Origin of the sequence: Paenibacillus sp. HGH0039, assembly GCF_000411255.1 — a bacterium.
GTDB lineage: Bacteria > Bacillota > Bacilli > Paenibacillales > NBRC-103111 > Paenibacillus_F.
Window position 1 is genome coordinate 312,610 of record NZ_KE150413.1, and the last position, 19,117, is coordinate 331,726.

At 55.9% G+C, this 19,117-nt stretch carries 16 protein-coding genes and 2 riboswitches; of the genes, 11 read left to right on the plus strand and 5 right to left on the minus strand.

The genetic code is table 11. The features are described 5' to 3' along the window. Nucleotides 1–103: 103 nt before the first annotated feature. Together HMPREF1207_RS15710 and HMPREF1207_RS15715 are read left to right on the plus strand one after the other, a co-directional pair. Complete coding sequence (locus HMPREF1207_RS15710; protein ID WP_009674684.1) at nucleotides 104–493, plus strand: MmcQ/YjbR family DNA-binding protein; 390 nt, start codon at nucleotides 104–106, stop codon at nucleotides 491–493. Between the two features lie 389 nt (nucleotides 494–882). Beyond that, entirely contained in the window at nucleotides 883–1,710 is an 828-nt protein-coding gene (locus HMPREF1207_RS15715) for a YitT family protein (RefSeq protein WP_231392149.1), read from the plus strand. Between the two features lie 115 nt (nucleotides 1,711–1,825). Here HMPREF1207_RS15715 and HMPREF1207_RS15720 read toward each other — a convergent pair whose 3' ends face one another. Next, the gene (locus HMPREF1207_RS15720; protein WP_009674709.1) at nucleotides 1,826–2,029 is read right to left on the minus strand and encodes a YbdD/YjiX family protein; all 204 of its coding nucleotides are present in this window, start codon (nucleotides 2,027–2,029) and stop codon (nucleotides 1,826–1,828) included. After that, a complete protein-coding gene (locus tag HMPREF1207_RS15725) occupies nucleotides 2,022–4,112 on the minus strand; it encodes a carbon starvation CstA family protein (RefSeq protein ID WP_009674706.1) in 2,091 nt (696 codons plus the stop codon). The genes HMPREF1207_RS15720 and HMPREF1207_RS15725 overlap by 8 nt, the downstream gene beginning before the upstream one ends. 262 nt (nucleotides 4,113–4,374) lie before the next feature. Next, nucleotides 4,375–4,568: riboswitch (cyclic di-AMP (ydaO/yuaA leader) on the plus strand. 108 nt (nucleotides 4,569–4,676) lie between these two features. Beyond that, nucleotides 4,677–4,855: riboswitch (cyclic di-AMP (ydaO/yuaA leader) on the plus strand. 117 nt (nucleotides 4,856–4,972) lie between these two features. Here HMPREF1207_RS15725 and HMPREF1207_RS15730 point away from each other — a divergent pair. The 9 genes from HMPREF1207_RS15730 to HMPREF1207_RS15765 all read left to right on the plus strand — a co-directional run bounded on the left by HMPREF1207_RS15730 (nucleotide 4,973) and on the right by HMPREF1207_RS15765 (nucleotide 15,893). Beyond that, entirely contained in the window at nucleotides 4,973–5,413 is a 441-nt protein-coding gene (locus HMPREF1207_RS15730) for a hypothetical protein (protein WP_009674676.1), read from the plus strand. 190 nt (nucleotides 5,414–5,603) lie between these two features. Beyond that, the gene (gene kdpF, locus HMPREF1207_RS30790; RefSeq protein WP_009674691.1) at nucleotides 5,604–5,678 is read left to right on the plus strand and encodes a K(+)-transporting ATPase subunit F; all 75 of its coding nucleotides are present in this window, start codon (nucleotides 5,604–5,606) and stop codon (nucleotides 5,676–5,678) included. A gap of 60 nt (nucleotides 5,679–5,738) precedes the next feature. Continuing rightward, nucleotides 5,739–7,418, plus strand: coding sequence for a potassium-transporting ATPase subunit KdpA (gene kdpA / locus HMPREF1207_RS15735; protein WP_009674726.1), 1,680 nt, complete (start codon nucleotides 5,739–5,741; stop codon nucleotides 7,416–7,418). Nucleotides 7,419–7,438: 20 nt separating this feature from the next. Then, entirely contained in the window at nucleotides 7,439–9,484 is a 2,046-nt protein-coding gene (gene kdpB, locus HMPREF1207_RS15740; protein WP_009674665.1) for a potassium-transporting ATPase subunit KdpB, read from the plus strand. 135 nt (nucleotides 9,485–9,619) lie between these two features. Further along, nucleotides 9,620–10,237: a potassium-transporting ATPase subunit KdpC gene (gene kdpC, locus HMPREF1207_RS15745; protein ID WP_009674708.1), complete on the plus strand. Its 618-nt coding sequence runs from the start codon at nucleotides 9,620–9,622 to the stop codon at nucleotides 10,235–10,237. 326 nt (nucleotides 10,238–10,563) lie between these two features. Next, complete coding sequence (locus HMPREF1207_RS15750; protein WP_009674692.1) at nucleotides 10,564–12,918, plus strand: histidine kinase; 2,355 nt, start codon at nucleotides 10,564–10,566, stop codon at nucleotides 12,916–12,918. Between the two features lie 352 nt (nucleotides 12,919–13,270). Then, nucleotides 13,271–14,110: an ABC transporter ATP-binding protein gene (locus HMPREF1207_RS15755; RefSeq protein ID WP_009674680.1), complete on the plus strand. Its 840-nt coding sequence runs from the start codon at nucleotides 13,271–13,273 to the stop codon at nucleotides 14,108–14,110. Further along, the gene (locus HMPREF1207_RS15760) at nucleotides 14,043–14,807 is read left to right on the plus strand and encodes an ABC transporter permease (protein ID WP_231392098.1); all 765 of its coding nucleotides are present in this window, start codon (nucleotides 14,043–14,045) and stop codon (nucleotides 14,805–14,807) included. Before HMPREF1207_RS15755 ends, HMPREF1207_RS15760 begins: the two co-directional genes overlap by 68 nt. 36 nt (nucleotides 14,808–14,843) lie before the next feature. Then, on the plus strand, nucleotides 14,844–15,893 hold the full coding sequence (locus tag HMPREF1207_RS15765) for an ABC transporter substrate-binding protein (protein ID WP_009674723.1): 1,050 nt from the start codon (nucleotides 14,844–14,846) through the stop codon (nucleotides 15,891–15,893). Between the two features lie 386 nt (nucleotides 15,894–16,279). On the opposite strand, the gene HMPREF1207_RS15770 is transcribed toward HMPREF1207_RS15765, so the two are convergent. The 3 genes from HMPREF1207_RS15770 to HMPREF1207_RS15780 form a co-directional block, all read right to left on the minus strand. Then, the gene (locus HMPREF1207_RS15770; RefSeq protein ID WP_009674657.1) at nucleotides 16,280–17,629 is read right to left on the minus strand and encodes a hydroxysqualene dehydroxylase; all 1,350 of its coding nucleotides are present in this window, start codon (nucleotides 17,627–17,629) and stop codon (nucleotides 16,280–16,282) included. 84 nt (nucleotides 17,630–17,713) lie between these two features. Next, complete coding sequence (locus HMPREF1207_RS15775; RefSeq protein WP_009674653.1) at nucleotides 17,714–18,592, minus strand: DUF2935 domain-containing protein; 879 nt, start codon at nucleotides 18,590–18,592, stop codon at nucleotides 17,714–17,716. Between the two features lie 84 nt (nucleotides 18,593–18,676). Beyond that, nucleotides 18,677–19,117: a bactofilin family protein gene (locus tag HMPREF1207_RS15780; protein ID WP_009674722.1), complete on the minus strand. Its 441-nt coding sequence runs from the start codon at nucleotides 19,115–19,117 to the stop codon at nucleotides 18,677–18,679.

Genomic DNA, 19,117 nt, shown 5'->3' on the forward strand with positions numbered 1-19,117 from the left:
GGCGGACGAGGGGTGTTCTTTTTTTGGCCGAAAAGGAATTCCGCTTTACGAAAGCGAATCCGGTGTTAAACAAAACTTTTATCGTGAAAGGGGCATTTCTGCTATGAATACAAATGAGGTTATGGAATACGCTTTATCCAAACCGGGGGCTGTCGCAGACCGTCCCTTCGACAATGAGACCGATGTGCTGCGCGTAGGAGGCAAAATGTTCGCTCTGCTGCCTTCGGGAGCGGCTCCGGGTGAGGGAAGTGTAACGTTAAAATGTCCGCCGGAGGAAGCGGAGCTGCTGCGCATGCAGTACCCGGAGGCCGTAAAGCCCGGTTATCACATGAACAAACGCCACTGGAATACCGTCCGGCTGGACGGAAGCGTAGACCCGCAGGAAATCATGGATATGGTGGACGTTTCCTACCAGCTCGTACGAGGGAGTCTAAGCAAGAAAATGCAGCAGCACATTCTGCAATACGGCGGTGCCGAGTGGAATGAAAGTTAGAACGGCGGGAAAACTAAACTCAGCTTGCGGAACCTTAGATGCGGCCTGTAACTGGTGTTACGCATGATTCCCTGCCCGGTATTCCCTGCTTTTCGGAAGAATTAAAGCGGATCAGGAGAGGCCCGGCACGCTTGTCAAGGATGTCGATCGCCGTTTTTGACCGTATTTCGGTAAATTCAGTGATCCTAGGCGAATAATATGGTATAATACATGTATTCGATGTTTGTTTGCCGGCCGCTGTTCTGGAGTCTGTTGCAAACAGGCTCCTTTTTCGGATTAAGGCAGACTTTAGATACATACAAAAAAAGGGGTGTCGGCCATTGAGTGTAGAAAAATCGACTTTTCAAGGCGAAAAACCAGGTAAACGTACGGCTACTGCGGCAAAGCTTCTGCAACGAATCGTATTTATTTCGTTAGGTGCGGCTTTATTTTCGATCGGGTTGGAAGTGTTCCTCGTTCCCAACAATATTATCGACGGCGGTATCACCGGTATTTCGATTATGCTGTCCCACTTCTTCCATCTCCCTCTCGGTATTTTCTTAACCCTTCTGAATCTTCCGTTCCTGTTTTTGGGCTACAAACAAATCGGTAAAACGTTCGCCATTTCGACGTTGTTCGGTGTTATCGCAATGTCAGTCGGAACTTCCCTTCTTCATCCGGTACCGGCTGTCACAATCGATCCGCTGTTGGCCGCCGTTTTCGGCGGGGTTATTCTCGGCGTCGGGATCGGACTCGTTATCCGTTCGGGCGGTTCCCTTGACGGTACGGAGATCGTAGCTATTCTGATCAATAAAAAATCACCGTTTTCCGTCGGTGAAATCGTCTTGTTCATCAACCTGTTCATTCTCGGCAGCGCCGGGTTTGTGTTCGGTTGGGATCATGCGATGTATTCCCTGATTGCGTATTACATTGCGATGAAAATGATTGATGTGACGATCGAAGGTCTCGATCAGTCGAAATCCGTATGGATCATCAGTGAAAAATATAAAGAAATCGGCGATGCGCTGACTCAGCGTCTGGGCCGTGGCGTGACTTACCTTCATGGGGAAGGCGCTTATACCGGCGACGACAAGAAGGTGATTTTCACCGTCATTACGCGTCTGGAAGAAGCGAAGCTGAAATCCATCGTCGAAGAATGGGACGAAAACGCCTTTATTGCCGTCGGCAATATTCACGATGTGAAGGGCGGACAATTCAAGAAAAAGGATATCCACTGATCCTTGCAAACAACTTCCCCTGCAGACGCGAGGGAAAAGGAAAAAACCAGCGGCCCAAAGGCTGCTGGTTTTTTTTTTTGCTGCCGTAGCGTGCTGCCGTAGCGTGCTGCCGCACCTAGCAGCAGCGGGAGATTTTCCCGTCCTTGGCGTCATATCGGTTGTCCTGGGCCTGCCGGAAAAACTCCGCACGGCTCAGGACAGGCTGGTCTTTGTGGGCGTTTTTCATATGAGCCACATATGTCTCGTAGTGGGGGACGCCCACCATCAGATGGATAAACTGATTGCGGTAGCTCCAGATGAGTTTCAGGCGCTTAAACATATTTCGTCGCCTCGGATCTGCCCTGCCCGCTGCGCGGGATATAGGGGGCTTCATAAAGGTCCAGCGGTTTGTTCGAAATCGCCTTCAGCCAGACGCGGATGGCCGAGATAAACACGATCAGCACCACGATCATGAAAAATCCGCACAAGGCCGCGTCGATGTAATCATTCATCACGATCTGCTTCATCTGCGCGGCCGTTTTGGCCGGAGCGACGATTTTGCCGCTGTCCAGCGCGCTCTGGAACTGCTTGGCGTGAGAAAGAAAGCCGATGTTCGCTTTCTCGTGGAACAGCTTCTGCCAGCCTGCGGACATGGTCACGATAAGCAGCCACGTTGTGGGCAGGAGCGTGACCCAAGCGTACGCCTTTTTGCCCATTTTGAACAAAATGGTCGTCCCCAGCACAAGCGCGATGCCGGCCAGCATCTGGTTGGCGATGCCGAAGAGCGCCCACAAGGAGTTGATGCCCCCCAGAGGGTCCACAACGCCTTGGTAGAGGAAATAGCCCCAGCCCGCCACGCAGAGAGCCGTAGCGATAAGATTGCCTACCGTGGACCGGGTGTCCCCCAGCGACTTGCTGGCATAGCCGAGCAGATCCTGGATGAGGAAGCGTCCCACGCGGGTACCGGCGTCGATCGTCGTCAGGATGAACAACGCTTCGAACAGGATGGCGAAGTGGTACCAGAACGCCATCATCGTTTTGCCGCCGATCACGCCGGACAAGATTTGCGCCATGCCGATGGCGAAGGTCGGCGCGCCGCCCGTCCGCGAGAGGATGGTGCTCTCGCCGATATCCTTGGACAGCGTAGTCAACTGCTCGGGCGTGATGGTGAAGCCCCAGCTCGTGATGGTTGACGCCGCGGTCGCCACATCGGTACCGCCCAGGGCCGCCGCCGACGAGTTAATCGCGAAGTAGGTGCCGGGCGTGATGATGCAGGCGGCGATCAGCGCCATGATGGCGACGAACGATTCGACCAGCATCGCGCCGTAGCCGATCGGACGCGCGTGGGATTCGCGCTCCAGCATTTTGGGCGTCGTCCCGGAGGAGATCAGCGCATGGAAGCCCGAAACGGAGCCGCAGGCGATGGTGATGAACAGGAACGGGAACAAATTCCCGGCGAAGACGGGACCGGTTCCGTCGATGAACCGGGTCGTGGCCGGCATGGACAGATCCGGCAGAACGAAAATAATACCCAGCGCGAGGCCGATAATTGTTCCGACTTTCAGGAACGTGCTGAGATAGTCGCGGGGCGCCAGAAGCAGCCAGACCGGCATGACCGAAGCGAAAAAGCCGTAGGCGATCATCATCAGAGCGATGGTTTCCCCGCTGAAGGAGAAAAGCGGGGCCAGAGCGGCGCTCTCGGCGACGAATTTGCCTCCGATCAGCGACAGAACGAGCAGCACGACGCCAATGAGCGATGCTTCCCCGACCCGGCCGGGCCGTATGTAGCGCATATACACGCCCATCAGGAGGGCAATCGGAATGGTGGCGGCAATCGTGAACATGCCCCACGGGCTGCCGATCAGCGCTTTGACGACGACGAGCCCGAGCACGGCGAGAAGAATGATCATAATGCCCAGAATGCCGAGCATGGCAATCGTGCCCGTCACCTTGCCGATTTCGTCCTTGATCATATCGCCCAGCGATTTACCGTTTCTGCGTGTTGAAGCGAAAAGAATCACGAAATCCTGGACGGCACCTCCCAGAATAACGCCGAGAATAATCCACAGCGTTCCGGGCAGATAGCCCATCTGGGCGGCAAGTACGGGGCCTACGAGAGGACCCGCGCCGGCGATGGCCGCGAAATGGTGCCCGAACAGCACCCATTTGTTCGTCGGCACATAGTCCTTGCCGTCGTTGTTCAGCTCTGCGGGTGTTTTCCGGTTGTCGTCGAGCACGAACACTTTGCGGGCGAGAAAACGGCTGTAGAACCGGTAGGCGACCGCATAGCAGCTGACGGCTGCGATAACGAGCCAGGCGGCATTGATCGTTTCCCCGCGATTAAGTGCGACAAGCCCGAAAGCGAACGCGCCGACAATGGAAATCACCCCCCAGAGCAAGATTGATTTCCATCCGATTTTCATAAACATGCCTCCTTACTGGTTAATATGGGAACGTTTACAAGTAGTATAGCAGGTTTTTCCGGTGTGGGAAGAGGCTGGATGTCCAAACCGTTTTCAAAAACGTGAGATTTTCGACGTATTAACAAGCTAGCGCACAAAAAGTAGAAATGTAAGCGCATTAGGGGATTTCTTTGGCTTAAATCGGTTTAAAACCAATCTCCCCATATCTTTACAAAGCACGTGCGGAGGTGTAACATTCATTCCATCAATTGAAAAAAACAGTTTCTTGCTTTCGCTGAATTTCCCCATCCGGGGAAGCGGGGGAACCATCGCAGCATTGATCCGGTGTGAGAGCCGGAGCCGTGTCTGCAGGGGTGAATCCTGAAGCGCCGGAACCCATGGACCCGGCAATCAGGTAGGGCGACTCTCACCGCCCGAATCCGACAGCTAACCTCGTAAGCGCATGAGTTCGGGAGGGGTTGAAGAAGCTTGTGATCGGCATCGACCACAGGGACTTCGTTTCGCTGTGGTTTTGTTATGTTCAAAAACATCCGAAAATGAAAAATGTGCCAAACAAATGAACATGCGTTTTTATCGCTGAGTTTCCGTGTGAAGCGGAAAACGGGGGAACCAACGAGGACTTGCAGGCCTGACGGCCAGTCCTCATGGGGTGAATCCAGAAGCGGCATCCGTGCCGTCATGGTAGGGCGACTCTCACGCCCGAATCCGACAGCTAACCTCGTAAGCGTACCGAGAGAGGCGACTGCTATCGCGCTTCGGCTATAGTCTTTTTAGGCTGTGACCGTCAAGAAGCCGCGTGAAGAGTTCCTCTTCCGCAGGCTTCTTTTTTTGCTGCCCAAAACATGAAAGAGGGATAAAAAGTGGACGAGAGAAAGATCCAAACCTATACGTTGGTTTCCGCACCGAATGTCACCGGCGAGAACTTTATTAAACTGCTGAATATTTACCGCAGACCCTTCGCGGCGCTTGTGAACAATCCCGCAGAAGGACAGCGGATGAAGAAGCTGGGAGTCCGGCACATCGTGGAAGTGGACACCGTGCGCCACGAAGCCTGGGAAGTTCCCGAGCTTCCGATCGGTGACGTTTATCTTTTCGAAGACAGCCTGCCGCTCTGCTGCCGGTATCTTCAGATGGTCCGCAGCTGGACAACCGGAACGATTTTCGTGGTGAAAACGAATGCCACACCGCGGTTGATTTATAAAGCGCTCGGCGCCGACCATGTGGTGCATACGAATACCCGTCAGGTCTCTTTCCTGCTTGGAGCAGCACCGGGCCAAGTGCCCGAGGAAGTTTTGCGCTGACGTTTAAATTCACTGTCCGAACGATCATGAATGAACCTATAAAACGAACCTATAAATAGGAAAGAAAGGAGCCGACACACATGACGGACCTTTATATGATTCTGCTGCTGGCAGTCATTTATCTCATCTTTTATGGTTTTCTGACCTGGTGTGACCATGTCGTGGAAGGCTCGGAAGGCGGCCGTACATGATGATCATCGCGCTTTTTACGGCAGGGCTTTTCCTGTATCTGATATACGCGCTCATACATCCCGAAAAATTTTAGGGCGCCTTCGGGCAGCCGGTGAACGACTAGCGCGGAGTTGGTTGAGGAGGATAGGAATCCATGGAGATTGTGCAAATCGTAATCGTAATCGCGGCGCTTTGCCTGCTGGTGAAACCGCTTGGAACTTATATCTATCATGTTTTTTCGAATGAGAGAAACCGGACGGACAAATGGTTCGGCTGGCTGGAACGGCCCATTTACAAGCTTGCGGGTATCCGCAGCGAGAACGGCATGACGTGGAAGAAGTATGCGGGCAGCCTTGTGCTGACCAACATTGTGCTTGTGGCGGTCGGGTATCTGATCCTCCGTCTGCAGCGTGCTCTTCCTTTGAACCCGAACGGGATCGACAATATGGAAGCGACGCTGTCGTTTAATACGATCATCAGCTTTATGACGAACACCAACCTGCAGCACTACAGCGGGGAAACGGGCTTGTCTTATTTCTCGCAGATGGCGGTCATCATGATGATGATGTTCACGTCCGCCGTAACGGGCATCGTTGTAGCGATTGCGTTTATCCGCGGACTGACGTCCAAAGGCAATACCATCGGCAACTTTTTTACGGATTTTGTAAAAGGACACACTCGCCTGCTGCTGCCGCTGGCTATCGTGGTCACACTGGTGCTTGTCGGCCTGAAGGTGCCGCAGACGCTGGATCCGACCGTGGCCGCGAAGACGCTTGAAGGCGGGGAGCAGCAAATCGCCATCGGTCCGGTAGCGTCGCTTGTGTCCATCAAGCATCTGGGTACGAACGGCGGCGGTTTCTTCGGGGTGAACTCTTCCCATCCGTTTGAAAATCCGTCTCCGCTGACTAACGTGATCGAAATGCTGTCCATGTGGTGCATTCCGGCCTCATTAACCTATACCTTCGGGCGGTTTGCGAAGAACCGGAAGCAGGGATGGGTCATTTTCACCGCGATGATGACCTTGTTCCTGGTCTTTCTGTCGGTCGCTTTCTTCTCGGAAAAGGCCGGTAACCCTGCCTTGAACGCCCTTGGCGCGGATTCGTCCATCGGCAGTATGGAAGGCAAAGAGGTGCGGTTCGGCATTGCCCAGTCCGCGCTGTTCACTACGGTAACGACGGCGGCGACGACCGGAACCGTCAACAATATGCACGACACGCTCACCCCGCTGGGCGGAATGGTTCCGCTCGCTCAAATGATGCTGAACTGCGTATTCGGCGGGGACGGAGTCGGGCTGGTCAATATGCTCATGTACGCGATTTTGGCGGTCTTTCTGGCGGGCCTCATGGTCGGCCGGACCCCGGAGTTTCTGGGACGCAAAATCGAGTCCCGCGAGATGAAACTGATCGCCGTTGCGATTCTGGCGCATCCGCTTATCATCCTGGCTCCGACGGCGATCGCTTTCATGACGGAGCTTGGCAAAGGAGCCGTCACCAATCCGGGATTCCACGGAATCTCCCAGGTGCTGTACGAGTTCACGTCGTCTGCGGCCAATAACGGCTCCGGCTTTGAGGGGCTGGCAGACAATACGCCGTTCTGGAACATTTCCACGGGAATTGTGATGCTGCTGGGCCGTTACGTGTCGATCATCGCCCTTCTGGGTGCGGCCGGCTCCCTGGGCCGTAAACAGTGGGTCCCGGAAACAATCGGTACGTTCCGTACGGACAATGCCTTGTTTACCGGAATCGTGGTAGGTACGGTCGTCATCATTGGGGCGCTCACCTTCCTGCCGGTAATCGCGCTCGGTCCGGTGGCCGAATATTTGACATTGCGTTAAAAACGATGGGGTGAAAACGGATGAGTTCAAATGCTTCTCAAGCGAAACGAAAATCGATGCTGAGCGGAGATATCGTCAGACAGGCGGTCGCGCAAAGCTTTCTTAAATTAAATCCGGTTACGATGATGAAAAATCCCGTTATGTTCGTGGTAGAAATCGGAACCTTCATTGTCCTTCTGATGACGGTACTTCCCGGCTACTTCGGAACGCAGGACCGGATCGGATTCAACCTGACGGTGTTTCTGATTCTGCTCTTCACGGTGCTGTTCGCCAACTTTGCCGAGGCGCTGGCGGAAGGCAGGGGGAAAGCCCAGGCGGACTCGCTTAAGAAGTCCAAGCAGGAAATCCAGGCTAACAAAGTGGTCGGCAGCGGCATTAAAGTCGTTCCGTCCACGGAGCTTCGCAAGGGCGATATCGTTACCGTCGCCCAAGGAGAAATGATTCCCGGCGACGGCGAAGTGATTGAGGGTCTGGCCTCTGTCGATGAATCGGCGATCACGGGGGAATCCGCGCCGGTCATTAAAGAAGCGGGCGGAGACTTCAGCTCGGTTACGGGCGGCACACGGGTCGTGAGCGACGCGATCCGGGTACGGATTACGAGCGATCCCGGCGAATCTTTCATCGACCGGATGATTTCCCTCGTCGAGGGAGCGTCCCGCCAGAAGACGCCGAACGAAATCGCGCTGAACACGCTGCTGATCACGCTGACGCTTATTTTTCTGATCGTGGTCGTTACGCTGAAGCCCATTGCGGGGTTCGTGAATGTCGAGCTGGATACGGCCGTACTGATCGCCCTGCTCGTCTGTCTTATTCCGACGACGATCGGCGCCTTGTTGTCCGCAATCGGGATCGCGGGGATGGACCGGGTCACCCAGTTCAACGTTCTGGCGATGTCGGGGAAAGCGGTCGAAGCGGCCGGTGACATCAATACGATCATTCTGGATAAAACGGGGACCATCACGTTCGGAAACCGGATGGCCAGCGAATTTATCCCGGTAGGCGGCGCCTCCGCGGGTGAAGCGGCTGCCTGGGCGGCCGTCAGCTCGATCAAAGACGAAACGCCGGAAGGACGCTCCGTGCTGGAGCTGATGAAGAAGCAGAACCTGGTTTACGAGGCCTCTCTCGCGGAAGGCGGGGAGTTCATCGACTTTAAAGCGGAAACCCGGATGAGCGGCATCGACCTGAAAGACGGCAGAAAAGTGCGCAAAGGCGCCGTAGACGCCGTCGTCCGCTGGGTGCAGGAGCAGGGCGGAACGGTTCCCGCCGATCTTAAGGCTAACGGGGATGCGATCGCCACGGAAGGCGGGACCCCGCTTGCCGTTGCCGTGGATGGAAGAGTGTACGGCCTCATTTACTTGAAGGATACCGTGAAGCCCGGCATGAAGGAACGGTTCGATACCTTGCGCCAAATGGGCATCAAAACGATCATGTGCACCGGCGACAACCCGCTGACGGCGGCTACTATCGCCAAGGAAGCCGGTGTGGACGGCTTTATCGCCGAGAGCAAGCCGGAGGATAAGATTGCCGTGATCCGCAAAGAGCAGGCGGAGGGCAAGCTGGTCGCGATGACCGGCGACGGCACGAACGACGCTCCGGCGCTTGCCCAGGCCGACGTGGGTCTGGCGATGAACAGCGGAACCATCGCCGCCAAAGAGGCGGCCAACATGGTCGATCTGGACTCCGATCCGTCCAAGATCATTGAAGTGGTCGGCATCGGCAAGCAGCTGCTGATGACACGCGGGGCGCTCACGACCTTCTCGATCGCCAACGATATCGCCAAATATTTCGCGATCATTCCGGCGATGTTCATGCTGGCGATCCCGCAGATGGAAGCCCTCAATATCATGAAGCTGGGGTCGCCCCTGTCGGCGGTACTGTCCGCCCTCATCTTCAACGCGGTCATCATTCCGCTGCTCATTCCACTTGCGATGAAGGGCGTCAAATACCGCCCAATGAGCTCGACAAAGCTGCTCAGCCGCAATCTTTTTGTTTACGGGCTGGGCGGGGTCGTCGTTCCTTTTATCGGAATCAAGATCATTGACCTTGTCGTCCATGTCTGGATCTAGGGACCCGTTTCGTGAAAACGGAAGCACATAAACGCTTAAGTAAACGGCATGAAAATGCCCTGTAAACCAAGCAACCACATGCCGGGAATGCCTCTCGCAGGCTTCCCCCGGTATAAGAGAGAGGATTGAAAAAGGATGAATCCAGGCGCTTCGGTACCTAAAGAAAACGGCGAGTGGAACGGGTCCGTCTTGTCTATCGCCGTCCGTGTCAGCATATTGTTAATCGTCCTGTGCGGGATTATATATCCGCTCGTATCGACAGGGCTGGCGCAGGTCATTTTCCCCAAACAGGCCAACGGCAGCGTCATCCAGAACGAACAGGGTGAAGTCGTCGGCTCGGAGCTGATCGGGCAATTGTTTGCGGATCCGAAGTATTTCCACGGCCGCGTTTCTTCCATTGAGTATAAAGCGGAAGCTTCGGGCTCTAACAACTATGCCCCGTCCAACCCGGAACTGGTAAAACGCACGCAGGAATCCATCGAGTCATGGAAAAAGGAAAATCCGGACGTACCCGTCAATCAGGTGCCGATTTCCTTGCTCACGAACTCAGCTTCGGGTCTTGATCCCCATATTACGCCGGAATCGGCTCAAGTCCAGATACCCCGCATTGCCAAAGTAACGGGAGTATCCACAGCCCAGCTTCAGGAACTGGTGAAAAAGAACACGGACGGCCGCGATCTGGGCATATTCGGCGAACCTCGTGTGAATGTGCTGGAACTGAACCTGGATGTGAAAAAATTAGCCGGGAAATAACCGGTAATCGCTAAAACGGGAGCCATTTATACGGTAACTATAAAGCGCCTGACCGGGCAAGATTCCAGAAGCCGGCAGCCACTCATAAACGCATGCTCGTTCCGGTAAGGAGGGCATGCGTTTTGCGGGTTTTCGGAATGCGGAAAAGCGGGATTTACTCTTATGAAAAATTGTGTTTCTACTATTATATATACTTCTTTGTGGCAGAGGAGCCGGATCAAGTTGCTGTCTCTCTAAAAGATTGCATGATGCTTACAAGACAACGGGAATTCCGTGGGAGAACAATGTGAGGTATAAGGGACAAGGAACGGGAAAGGAGCCGGAGGATGGATAATTTCCGGAGAAAAACCCCCGAAGAAATTTTGCTGTCGATTTCGGAAATCCACCGGGGCCGGCTGAAAATCTATATCGGGGCCGTCAGCGGTTCGGGGAAAACGTATCACATGCTGCGGGAAGGGCAGACACTCCGAGAACAAGGAATCGATGTCGTGCTGTGCGCGGTTTCCATGGAGGGACGTCCCGAGACGATGGAACAGGCCGGCGGGCTGGAACGGGTTGAAAGCATCGAATGGATGAAGGACGGGGTGAGGCAGCAGGATTTGCCGCTGGATGACCTTGCTGCCCGCAATCCGGAAGTGGTGCTGACCGATGGACTTGCTCATCGTAACCGGCCGGGGGCTCTCTACCCGACGAGGCTGGAGGATATCAAGTTTCTGCTAAGCAAAGGGATCAGCGTGCTGGCAACGGTGAACGTGTATGAATTGGAGGGTGTGCGCGAGCTTGCCCGTAAAATGACGGGCATCGTAGTGGAACATACGGTGCCGGCGGATACTCTGGAGCTGGCCGATGAAGTGAGGCTTATCGATGCCACGCCCGAAACGATCCTCAACCGGCTTGAGGAGGGCGGGATGAGGGGCTGCCAGTGGTACGAGCGCAAGGTGCTGGAACGGGGGAACATCGGCGTGCTGCGTGAGCTGGCCCTTCGGCTCGTGGCGGAAGGAGTCAACGAATCTCTGGAGAAGCACCGGGGAGAAATGGGGATGACCGGACCTTCGGGGGCCGACGAGCGGATTTTGGTTTCCGCCCAGTACCATTGGAACGGGTCGATTTATGTCCGGCGGGGGCAGCAGATAGCGGACCGGCTGAGCGGCGATTTGTTCGTCGTCTCTTTTACCGCCCCGGGGAAAGCTCTATCCAAGGATGCGGCTACGTTCCGCCGTTCGATCATCAAACTGGTCGAGAAAGTGGGCGGTACTTTCGAGGAACTTCCTTTCCCGGGGAGGCGGAAACTTGCCCAGGCGCTCATCCGTTACGGAATCGACCGCAAAGTGACCCGGATCGTGCTGGGCCACTCCAAGCACAGCCGCTGGCAGGAGTTTTGGCAGGGCTCGGTGCTTAACGATGCGGTAAGCCGTCTGCAGGGAATCGATCTGTTCGTGGTTGCCGACCGGGCGGAGCGGGACGGAGAGCGGATTCTTCCGGTTAAACGCAAGAGCGATGCCCGGCCGCCGGTCGAGCTTTACCGCCGCCCGAGTCCCCAGGAGATGGAACGTCAAATCCGTAAAGCGCGGCGCGGACGTTTCAAGGTTTATATCGGGGCCGCGCCGGGCGTGGGCAAAACTTACAGCATGCTGCGGGAAGGAAACGATCTGCTGCGTAAAAATATCGATGTGGTCATCGGACTTCTCGAATTGCATGGCCGTAAAGAAACGGCGGATCAGGTCGGCGATCTGGAGCTGATTCCACGGAAAATCAGTACCTACCGGGGAACCGAACTGCAGGAAATGGATACCGAGGCGGTGATCCGCCGGATGCCGGATCTGGTTCTTGTGGATGAGCTGGCTCACACGAATGTGCCGCAGAGTGTCAACAAGAAGAGATACGAAGATATCCTGGAGATCCTCAATGCGGGCATTTCCGTCATCTCAACCGTGAACGTCCAGCATCTCGAGAGCTTGAACGATTCCGTCGAGCAGCTGACGGGCGTGCGGGTCCGGGAAACGGTCCCGGACAGCATCCTGCGGCTGGCCGATGAGGTGGAGCTCATCGACGTCACGCCGCAAACGCTGCGGCAGCGCATGAAGGAGGGCAAGATTTACGGGATGGACAAAGTGGACCAGGCGCTCGGCCACTTTTTCAAAACCGTTAATCTGATTGCCCTGCGGGAACTTGCGCTGCGCGAAATCGCCGACGACGTGGACGAACGCCTGGAGGCGTGGGAACGCGTCGGCTCCCTGCGCGGCCCCTGGCGGCGCGAGGAAGTGATCTTCGTCTGCGTGAAGCTGAACCAGCACGCGGAGCGCATCATCCGCCGCGGCTTCCGCATCGCTTACCGGCTGAAGGCGCGCTGGCACGTCGCTTACATCCGCAGCGGCTCGGCCGTCGGCGATGAGGAAGCGCGGATCGCCGCGCTGCAGACCTTGACGGAGCGGCTCGGCGGCCGCTTCGAAGTGCTGGGCGCCGCGGGGCGGAGGCGCACCGCGGACGGGCTGCTCGCGCGGGCCTTGGAGCTGAGCGCTACGCAGCTCATCATCGGCCAGGCGCGCGAGTCGCTGTGGGAGCGGCTGTTTCACGGGTCCATCGTGAAACGGATCATGCGCGGAGCGCGCAGCATGGACGTGCTCGTCGTGGCGGAGTCCGAGTCCGCCCGAGTACGGCGAGGCCGCCAGTCACGCGGGTGAGCGCAGTCCCGATGGCGGGGGCGGCAAGCACGCGGGTAAGCGCATCTGCCGGGGCCCGCATCCGGAGCCGCGTTCAACTTTGTAGGCCCGGCGCTCAGGTTGTCTGGCGTCGTCACGGCTGCTCCATCGAAATCCCGCCGAACTGACACGGACAGTTCCGGGGCACCACGCGAACCGGCCTATACCTTTTATATCAGCCCGAAAGCCCTTCACAAGGGCTTTTTTTTATTAGAATTTTATGCAATTAAAGGTTGACAAATAACATAATTCCGATAAAATAAGTTGGTATAAGAATAGGAACGGAATATACGAAGCTTCTGCTTTCGTCCGAGCCTGAAGGAGAGATCAAGCGATGATACAAATCAAGCATGTTCGCAAAACCTTCAAGCAGCGCAGCAGCGGATCATTTACCGCTATTGACGATGTTTCGCTGACCATCAGAAAAGGCGAGTTCGTATCTCTGCTCGGCCCCTCGGGCTGCGGCAAGTCGACGGTGCTCAACATGGTGGCCGGGTTGGAAGGCTATGATGAAGGTACGATTGAAGTGAACGGGACGAAAGTGACCGGACCGGGCTCCGACCGCGTCGTCGTTTTTCAGGAGCATGCGCTGTTTCCGTGGCTGACCGTGCTCGACAATGTCGCCTTCGGCCTTAAGCAGAAGGGCATTCCGAAGAAAGAACGGTACGAGAAAGCGATGGAGCAGATCAAGACGGTCCACCTCAGCAAATTTGCGGACCGTTATCCGCACGAGCTGTCCGGAGGCATGAAGCAGCGTGCCGCTATTGCACGTGCGCTTGCCATGGACCCGGAAATTCTTCTCATGGACGAGCCCTTCGCGGCGCTCGATGAGCAGACTCGTCTCATTTTGCATAAAGAACTCGAAGAAATCTGGATGAAAACCGGCAAAACGATCTTGTTTATTACCCATAACATCCGTGAAGCCGTTATCCTGTCCGACCGCGTCGTCGTGATGTCGACCCGTCCGGGAACCATCAAAAAGGAATTCGCCGTACAAGCCGCGCGCCCGCGCGATAATGCCGACTCCGTTATCCATCATGTCGAGAGTGCGATCATGGACGTTCTTGCCGAGGAGCTCGAGAAAGTGGTAAAGGAGGAGATGGGCGATGAGTACAGCCTTAAGAAGAACGATTTTTCTCGTGATTCTGCTGATAGCGTGGGAGGCGGGATATAGAATCTTCGACTGGGGATGGAAATTCCCGTCTCTGTTCCAGACCCTGGATGCTTTCCGCCTCGGTTTGACGGACGGGCAGCTTGTGGAAGCGACGCTGAGATCGCTCGGACGGCTGCTGACCGGCTTCTGTATTTCCCTCGTTGTAGGGACTCTGCTCGGTTTTCTTTTTGCCCGCTTCCGGTTTCTGGACGATACGCTCGGTTTTGTCGTCGTTGCCTTGCAGACGGTTCCGAGCATCGCCTGGCTGCCGTTCGCGATCATCTGGTTCGGATTGACGGACACCTCCGTTATTTTCATTACGGCGCTCGGGGCCACCTGGACGATGGCTATGTCGAGCCGCACGGGCATTATGAACATTCCGCCGATCTATCTGAAAGCGGCCCAGACAATGGGCACGGGCAACGGGCTGCGGATGTTCTGGCAGATCATGGTGCCGGCGGCCTTCCCTCATCTCATCAACGGGGTGCGGGTAGCCTGGGCGTTCGCCTGGCGGGCGCTGGTAGCCGGGGAACTGATCGCCAAAGGCGTCGGTTTGGGCCAATTGCTTCAGCAGGGCCGCGATATTGCGGATACGGCTCTTATGCTTTGCATCGTCATTATCATTGCGGTGCTCGGCACGATTTCCGACCATCTCTGCTTCAAAAAGCTCGAGGATAAAATCCTGCTCCGCTACGGTCTTGCCTCAAGCGGTAAATAAGCAAGAAACAGACGAACAGATAAAGGGGAGTTTACGATGAAAAAAACAGCTTGGCTGCTTGCACTCATTCTGCTGGTCGGTACGGTGCTCACCGCATGCGGCGGCGGGGATTCCAAAAGCTCCGGCGGAAGCGGCGACGGCAAGAAGCCGGAAACAGTCCGCGTCGGTATTTTCAAAAACGTTACGCATGCCGCCGGTTATGTGGCGCTCGAAAATAAATATTTCGAGAAATATTGGGGCGAGGGCGTCAAAGTGGAAGTCACGGCTTTCGATAACGGCTCGGACTTTTCGACCGCTCTGGCTACGGATCAGATTGACCTTGGCTTCGTCGGTCCCGGGCCATCCACCAACCAATACCTGAAAAGCAAAAACTTCAAAGTGATTTCCGGTTCCAACAACGGCGGCGCCGTACTGGCTGTCCGTAAAGACGCGGGGATCTCAAGCGTAAAAGATCTTGTAGGCAAAACCGTCGCCATCCCGACACGCGGCAGCACGAACGAAATTTCGCTGCGCTTGCTTCTCCAGCAGGAAGGGCTGAAAGTGACGACGGATAAATCCGGCGTGGAAATTATCGCCCGCGCTCCGGCGGATACGCTGGTTGCGATGCGCCAGAAGGAAGTCGACGCTACGCTTATCCCGGAACCGTGGGGAACCCAGATGGAGAAGGAAGGCATCGGTCAGATTCTCGTGGATTGGGACAAAATCCCGCCGAACAACGGCAACTACCCGCTGACGATCCTGGTCGCGAGCGATAAATTCTTGAAAGATCACCGCGATATGGCCAAAGGCGCGATCCAGGCGAATATCGATGCCATTAACTTCATCAAAAGCAGTCCCGATAAGTCATACGACCTGATCAACAATCAGCTTAAAAAACTGAGCGGCAAAGGTCTGGATAACGAGCTGATCAAAGCGGCGCTCTCCCGCCTCAATCTGACGGCGGATGTGAACAAGGAAGCGATTGAAGAAATGGCAAAAGTGTCGATCGATGCCGGCTTCATCAAGAACGTGAAGAAAGAAGAACTGGATCTGAGCAAGTTCCTGGATCTGTCGCTTCTGGATGAAGTGAAAAAAGAGAAAAAATAATTCTTGTGAAAAAGAGTTTGGAAAAAGGACAGCCGGTTAATCGGCTGTCCTTTTTTGGTTAGAAGGCGAAGTCCGCTCCGCGACGCCGGGCCTGCCCCTTGGCTCGGCCAAGCTCAACACAGCACAGATACAGTACATCACGGAATAAGACGATCCAGTCAAGTTCTGCACAGAGCAGTAAAGCTGACAACGATAGCCGGGTTCGATCACGCACGTGCAGGAAATGACTGCGGCAAAGTTCGGCCTGGCAAAGCTTAATGACAGCACCGCGAAGTGCAGCACCGCCAAACACAGCACATGAAGTGCGGCGTCGCGAAGTTCAGCCAAGCGCAGCATCACGAAGTGCGGAACCGTGAAGCGTACGGCACCGCGTTGCTAAAGCCGACTCAGCCCAGCTCCCGGCCCAGCACGGCTTCGGCCGCCTTGCGGCCCGACAGGACCGCGCCTTCCATCGTCGCGAACATCGGCTGGCGCGTATAGTCGCCGGCAAGGGCGAGGCCCGGCACAGGCGTGCGCTGCTCGGGGCGGAGCTTCTCGCTTCCGGGCCGGACGGAATAGAAGTGATCCGGTCTGCGGATCACCCGGTAATCCTTGGCCTTCGCGCGCAGGTCGAGGCCGAGCTTGTCCGCATCCGCGCACACCCGCTCGAAAACGAGATCATCCGGCATGCCGATGAATTCGTCCGGGGGTGCGAGGATCATGGAGACGCGGCCGGGTACGTGCGGGAACGTCGTGCGCGACTGTTCGCTGAAGCTGCCGATGCACGTGCCGGGACCGAAGGTTACCCGGTCCTGCGGAAGAAGCGGCTCGCTGAGCTCCAACTGAATCGTCACGTCGGGCATCGTCGGCAGTTCGCGGAGAGGCTGATACCATGCCTCTCCTCCGAACGGCGGCTGGAGCAGCCGCTTGGCCGCCGAGATTTCCGTGGCGATGACGACGTGAGCGGCGCTCAGGGTCCCGCCTTCCTGCAGGGAGACGCCCGTGACCCGGCCGTCTTCAAGGCTGAGTCCCTCGGCCGGAGTGCTCAGGCTGATCCGGCAGCCTCTTTTTTCAAGCGCCGCGAGCAGAGGGTTGATCATCACGTCGGTCATACCGCCGTTAAACCCGCCGATCTGCATCTTGTAAAACTTCGGCACCCCCGGCGCAAAAAGCCCGAAGAAGACGAGCGCAGAATAGTCCTCCGGCGGGAGGAACAACACGCCGGACGTAAGCGGCCCCAGCACATGACGCAGCGCCTCGTCCTTGACGCCGTGCTTGCGGGCGAATTCGGCTACGCTGTACGTATCCAGCTCCATCCGGTTCTCCGACAGCAGCTTGAGGCCCTCTGCCACAAAGGGCATCAGGGAAGCTTTGTCGGCCGGAGAAATAATATCGTTGTTGGTGAAAGCTCCCGCAATCGTTTTAATGGGGGATTTCAAAGGGGCGATTCCGAATTCTCCGGCCGTTTCCCCGTCGGGGAGCCGGATTTCGAACGTTTTTTCCCAAGTCAGCATGCTGTTCGGTTTAATCCTTGCTCTTTTCAGCAAATTCGGGAGCGCTTCATAAAATCCGATAAATTTATGAAAGCCCGATTCGACTTCCATGCCGGCATCCGACCAGTTCGATGTGCGGCCTCCGGCGAAAGGCGCCGCTTCTATAATATGTACGCGTTGTCCTTGTTCGGCGAGCTCAAATGCGCAGCTGAGGCCCGCCAGGCCCGAGCCGACAATAAGCGTATCGAATTGTGAATCGTTCACTATTTCCACCGCCTCTTTTCTCTAAATAAGCGGGGGACGCTGCCAAACCCGCACCTATACCCCTTTACCCCGGGGAAGCGCGGATTAATCCTCCCGGGGCTGTGGAGGCGTAAGCTCCGGATACGGGATATTTTCGTTGGGAGCTAACGGCTTGTAGAGAAAGCAGTTGCCCGGAATCTTCAGATTAGGTTCATAGACGGCCAGTTTATTAAGGAAATAGCAGCTTTCCGGCAGATGGTGGTCCAGGAACCGCAGCGTCAGGCGGCTGAGAAGTTCTTCATCGACATACATGTCGATGACTTTCACGACAAAGTCATAGAAATTGATAATGGCTACCGCCACATCCGCCGCAAATCGGCGCTGGGCCGGGAAACCCGGAGGGGTGAAGCGGAGATAGCCGCCCATGGCGCGATTTTTGACCATATATGCCTGAAAGGTATTGGAATATCGGCGGGCTTGCTCCGACAATTCGATTTCTACGGGGTCCAGGTGGTCCCAGAGCAGAACGGCATGGCCTAGCTGATCCTCCAGCCACATATCCAGCAGTCCGTACAGCGTCAATTCTTCCGCCTCGACGCCCCGGGTCCAGAACGACAGTAACCGGAGATATTCCTCGTTCTCGATTAACGTTCCGTTAAAGTAGGAGGGGGTCAGCTCCAGTACGATTTTGTTGCTTATCCGCAGGCTTTGGATATGTCCTTCGAACTGATAGTAGCCGCTTGCGGCCGGAAGGATATCTTGGGCCAGTTTGATCATTACCGGTGAAGATACCGGCAGATCCTGCGGAGTCAGCTCGACTTGTTTGACAAGGGCGGCGAAAGCCTGACGGAATCCGTTTGCCGTCTGAATAAGGGGCTGCTCGCTCGGTGCGAGGGCCTGCCATACGAAGGTCGCATGATCATAAAGAATGCCTAGCCAGAAACGGTGCTCCGTCCATACGCTGAGCTTGGGTGTTGGGGCCACCGTAAAACCTCCCGTTCTTTGGTATGCCTGATCGGTAATCGCAGGGTCCGCGCGCGACGGTGCGCTTGAGATGCAGTTCTTCTATTAGTTGGCGCTGGCGAGGGACTGCTCATCTTTGCGGTTCTTGGCCGAAGGGGCGCTGGAGATCGGGCTCGGCGCTTTGTCGTCCTGCCCGGAAGCCGTCATTGTGCTCGTTCCCTGGAAAACGCCGCCTTCCTGCATGATGAAAGCCCGGACCTGGATGTTTCCGATCAGCTCTCCGGTGCTCATCACGGTCAGCTTGCCTTTGGTCGCTACATTACCGTTCACTTTGCCCGCGATCGTGACATCTCTCGCCTGGATGGACGAGTGAACGACCGCATTTTCCCCGATGACGATATCGCCTGCGCATTCGATGTCTCCCAGTACCTGTCCTTCGATACGAAGACTGGCTTCCGAAAGAATCTTTCCTTCGCAGACCGTGCTTTCTCCGATGATCGTGTCGGTCGTTTTGTTGTCCGTATTCCGTTTTTTATCGAATACCAT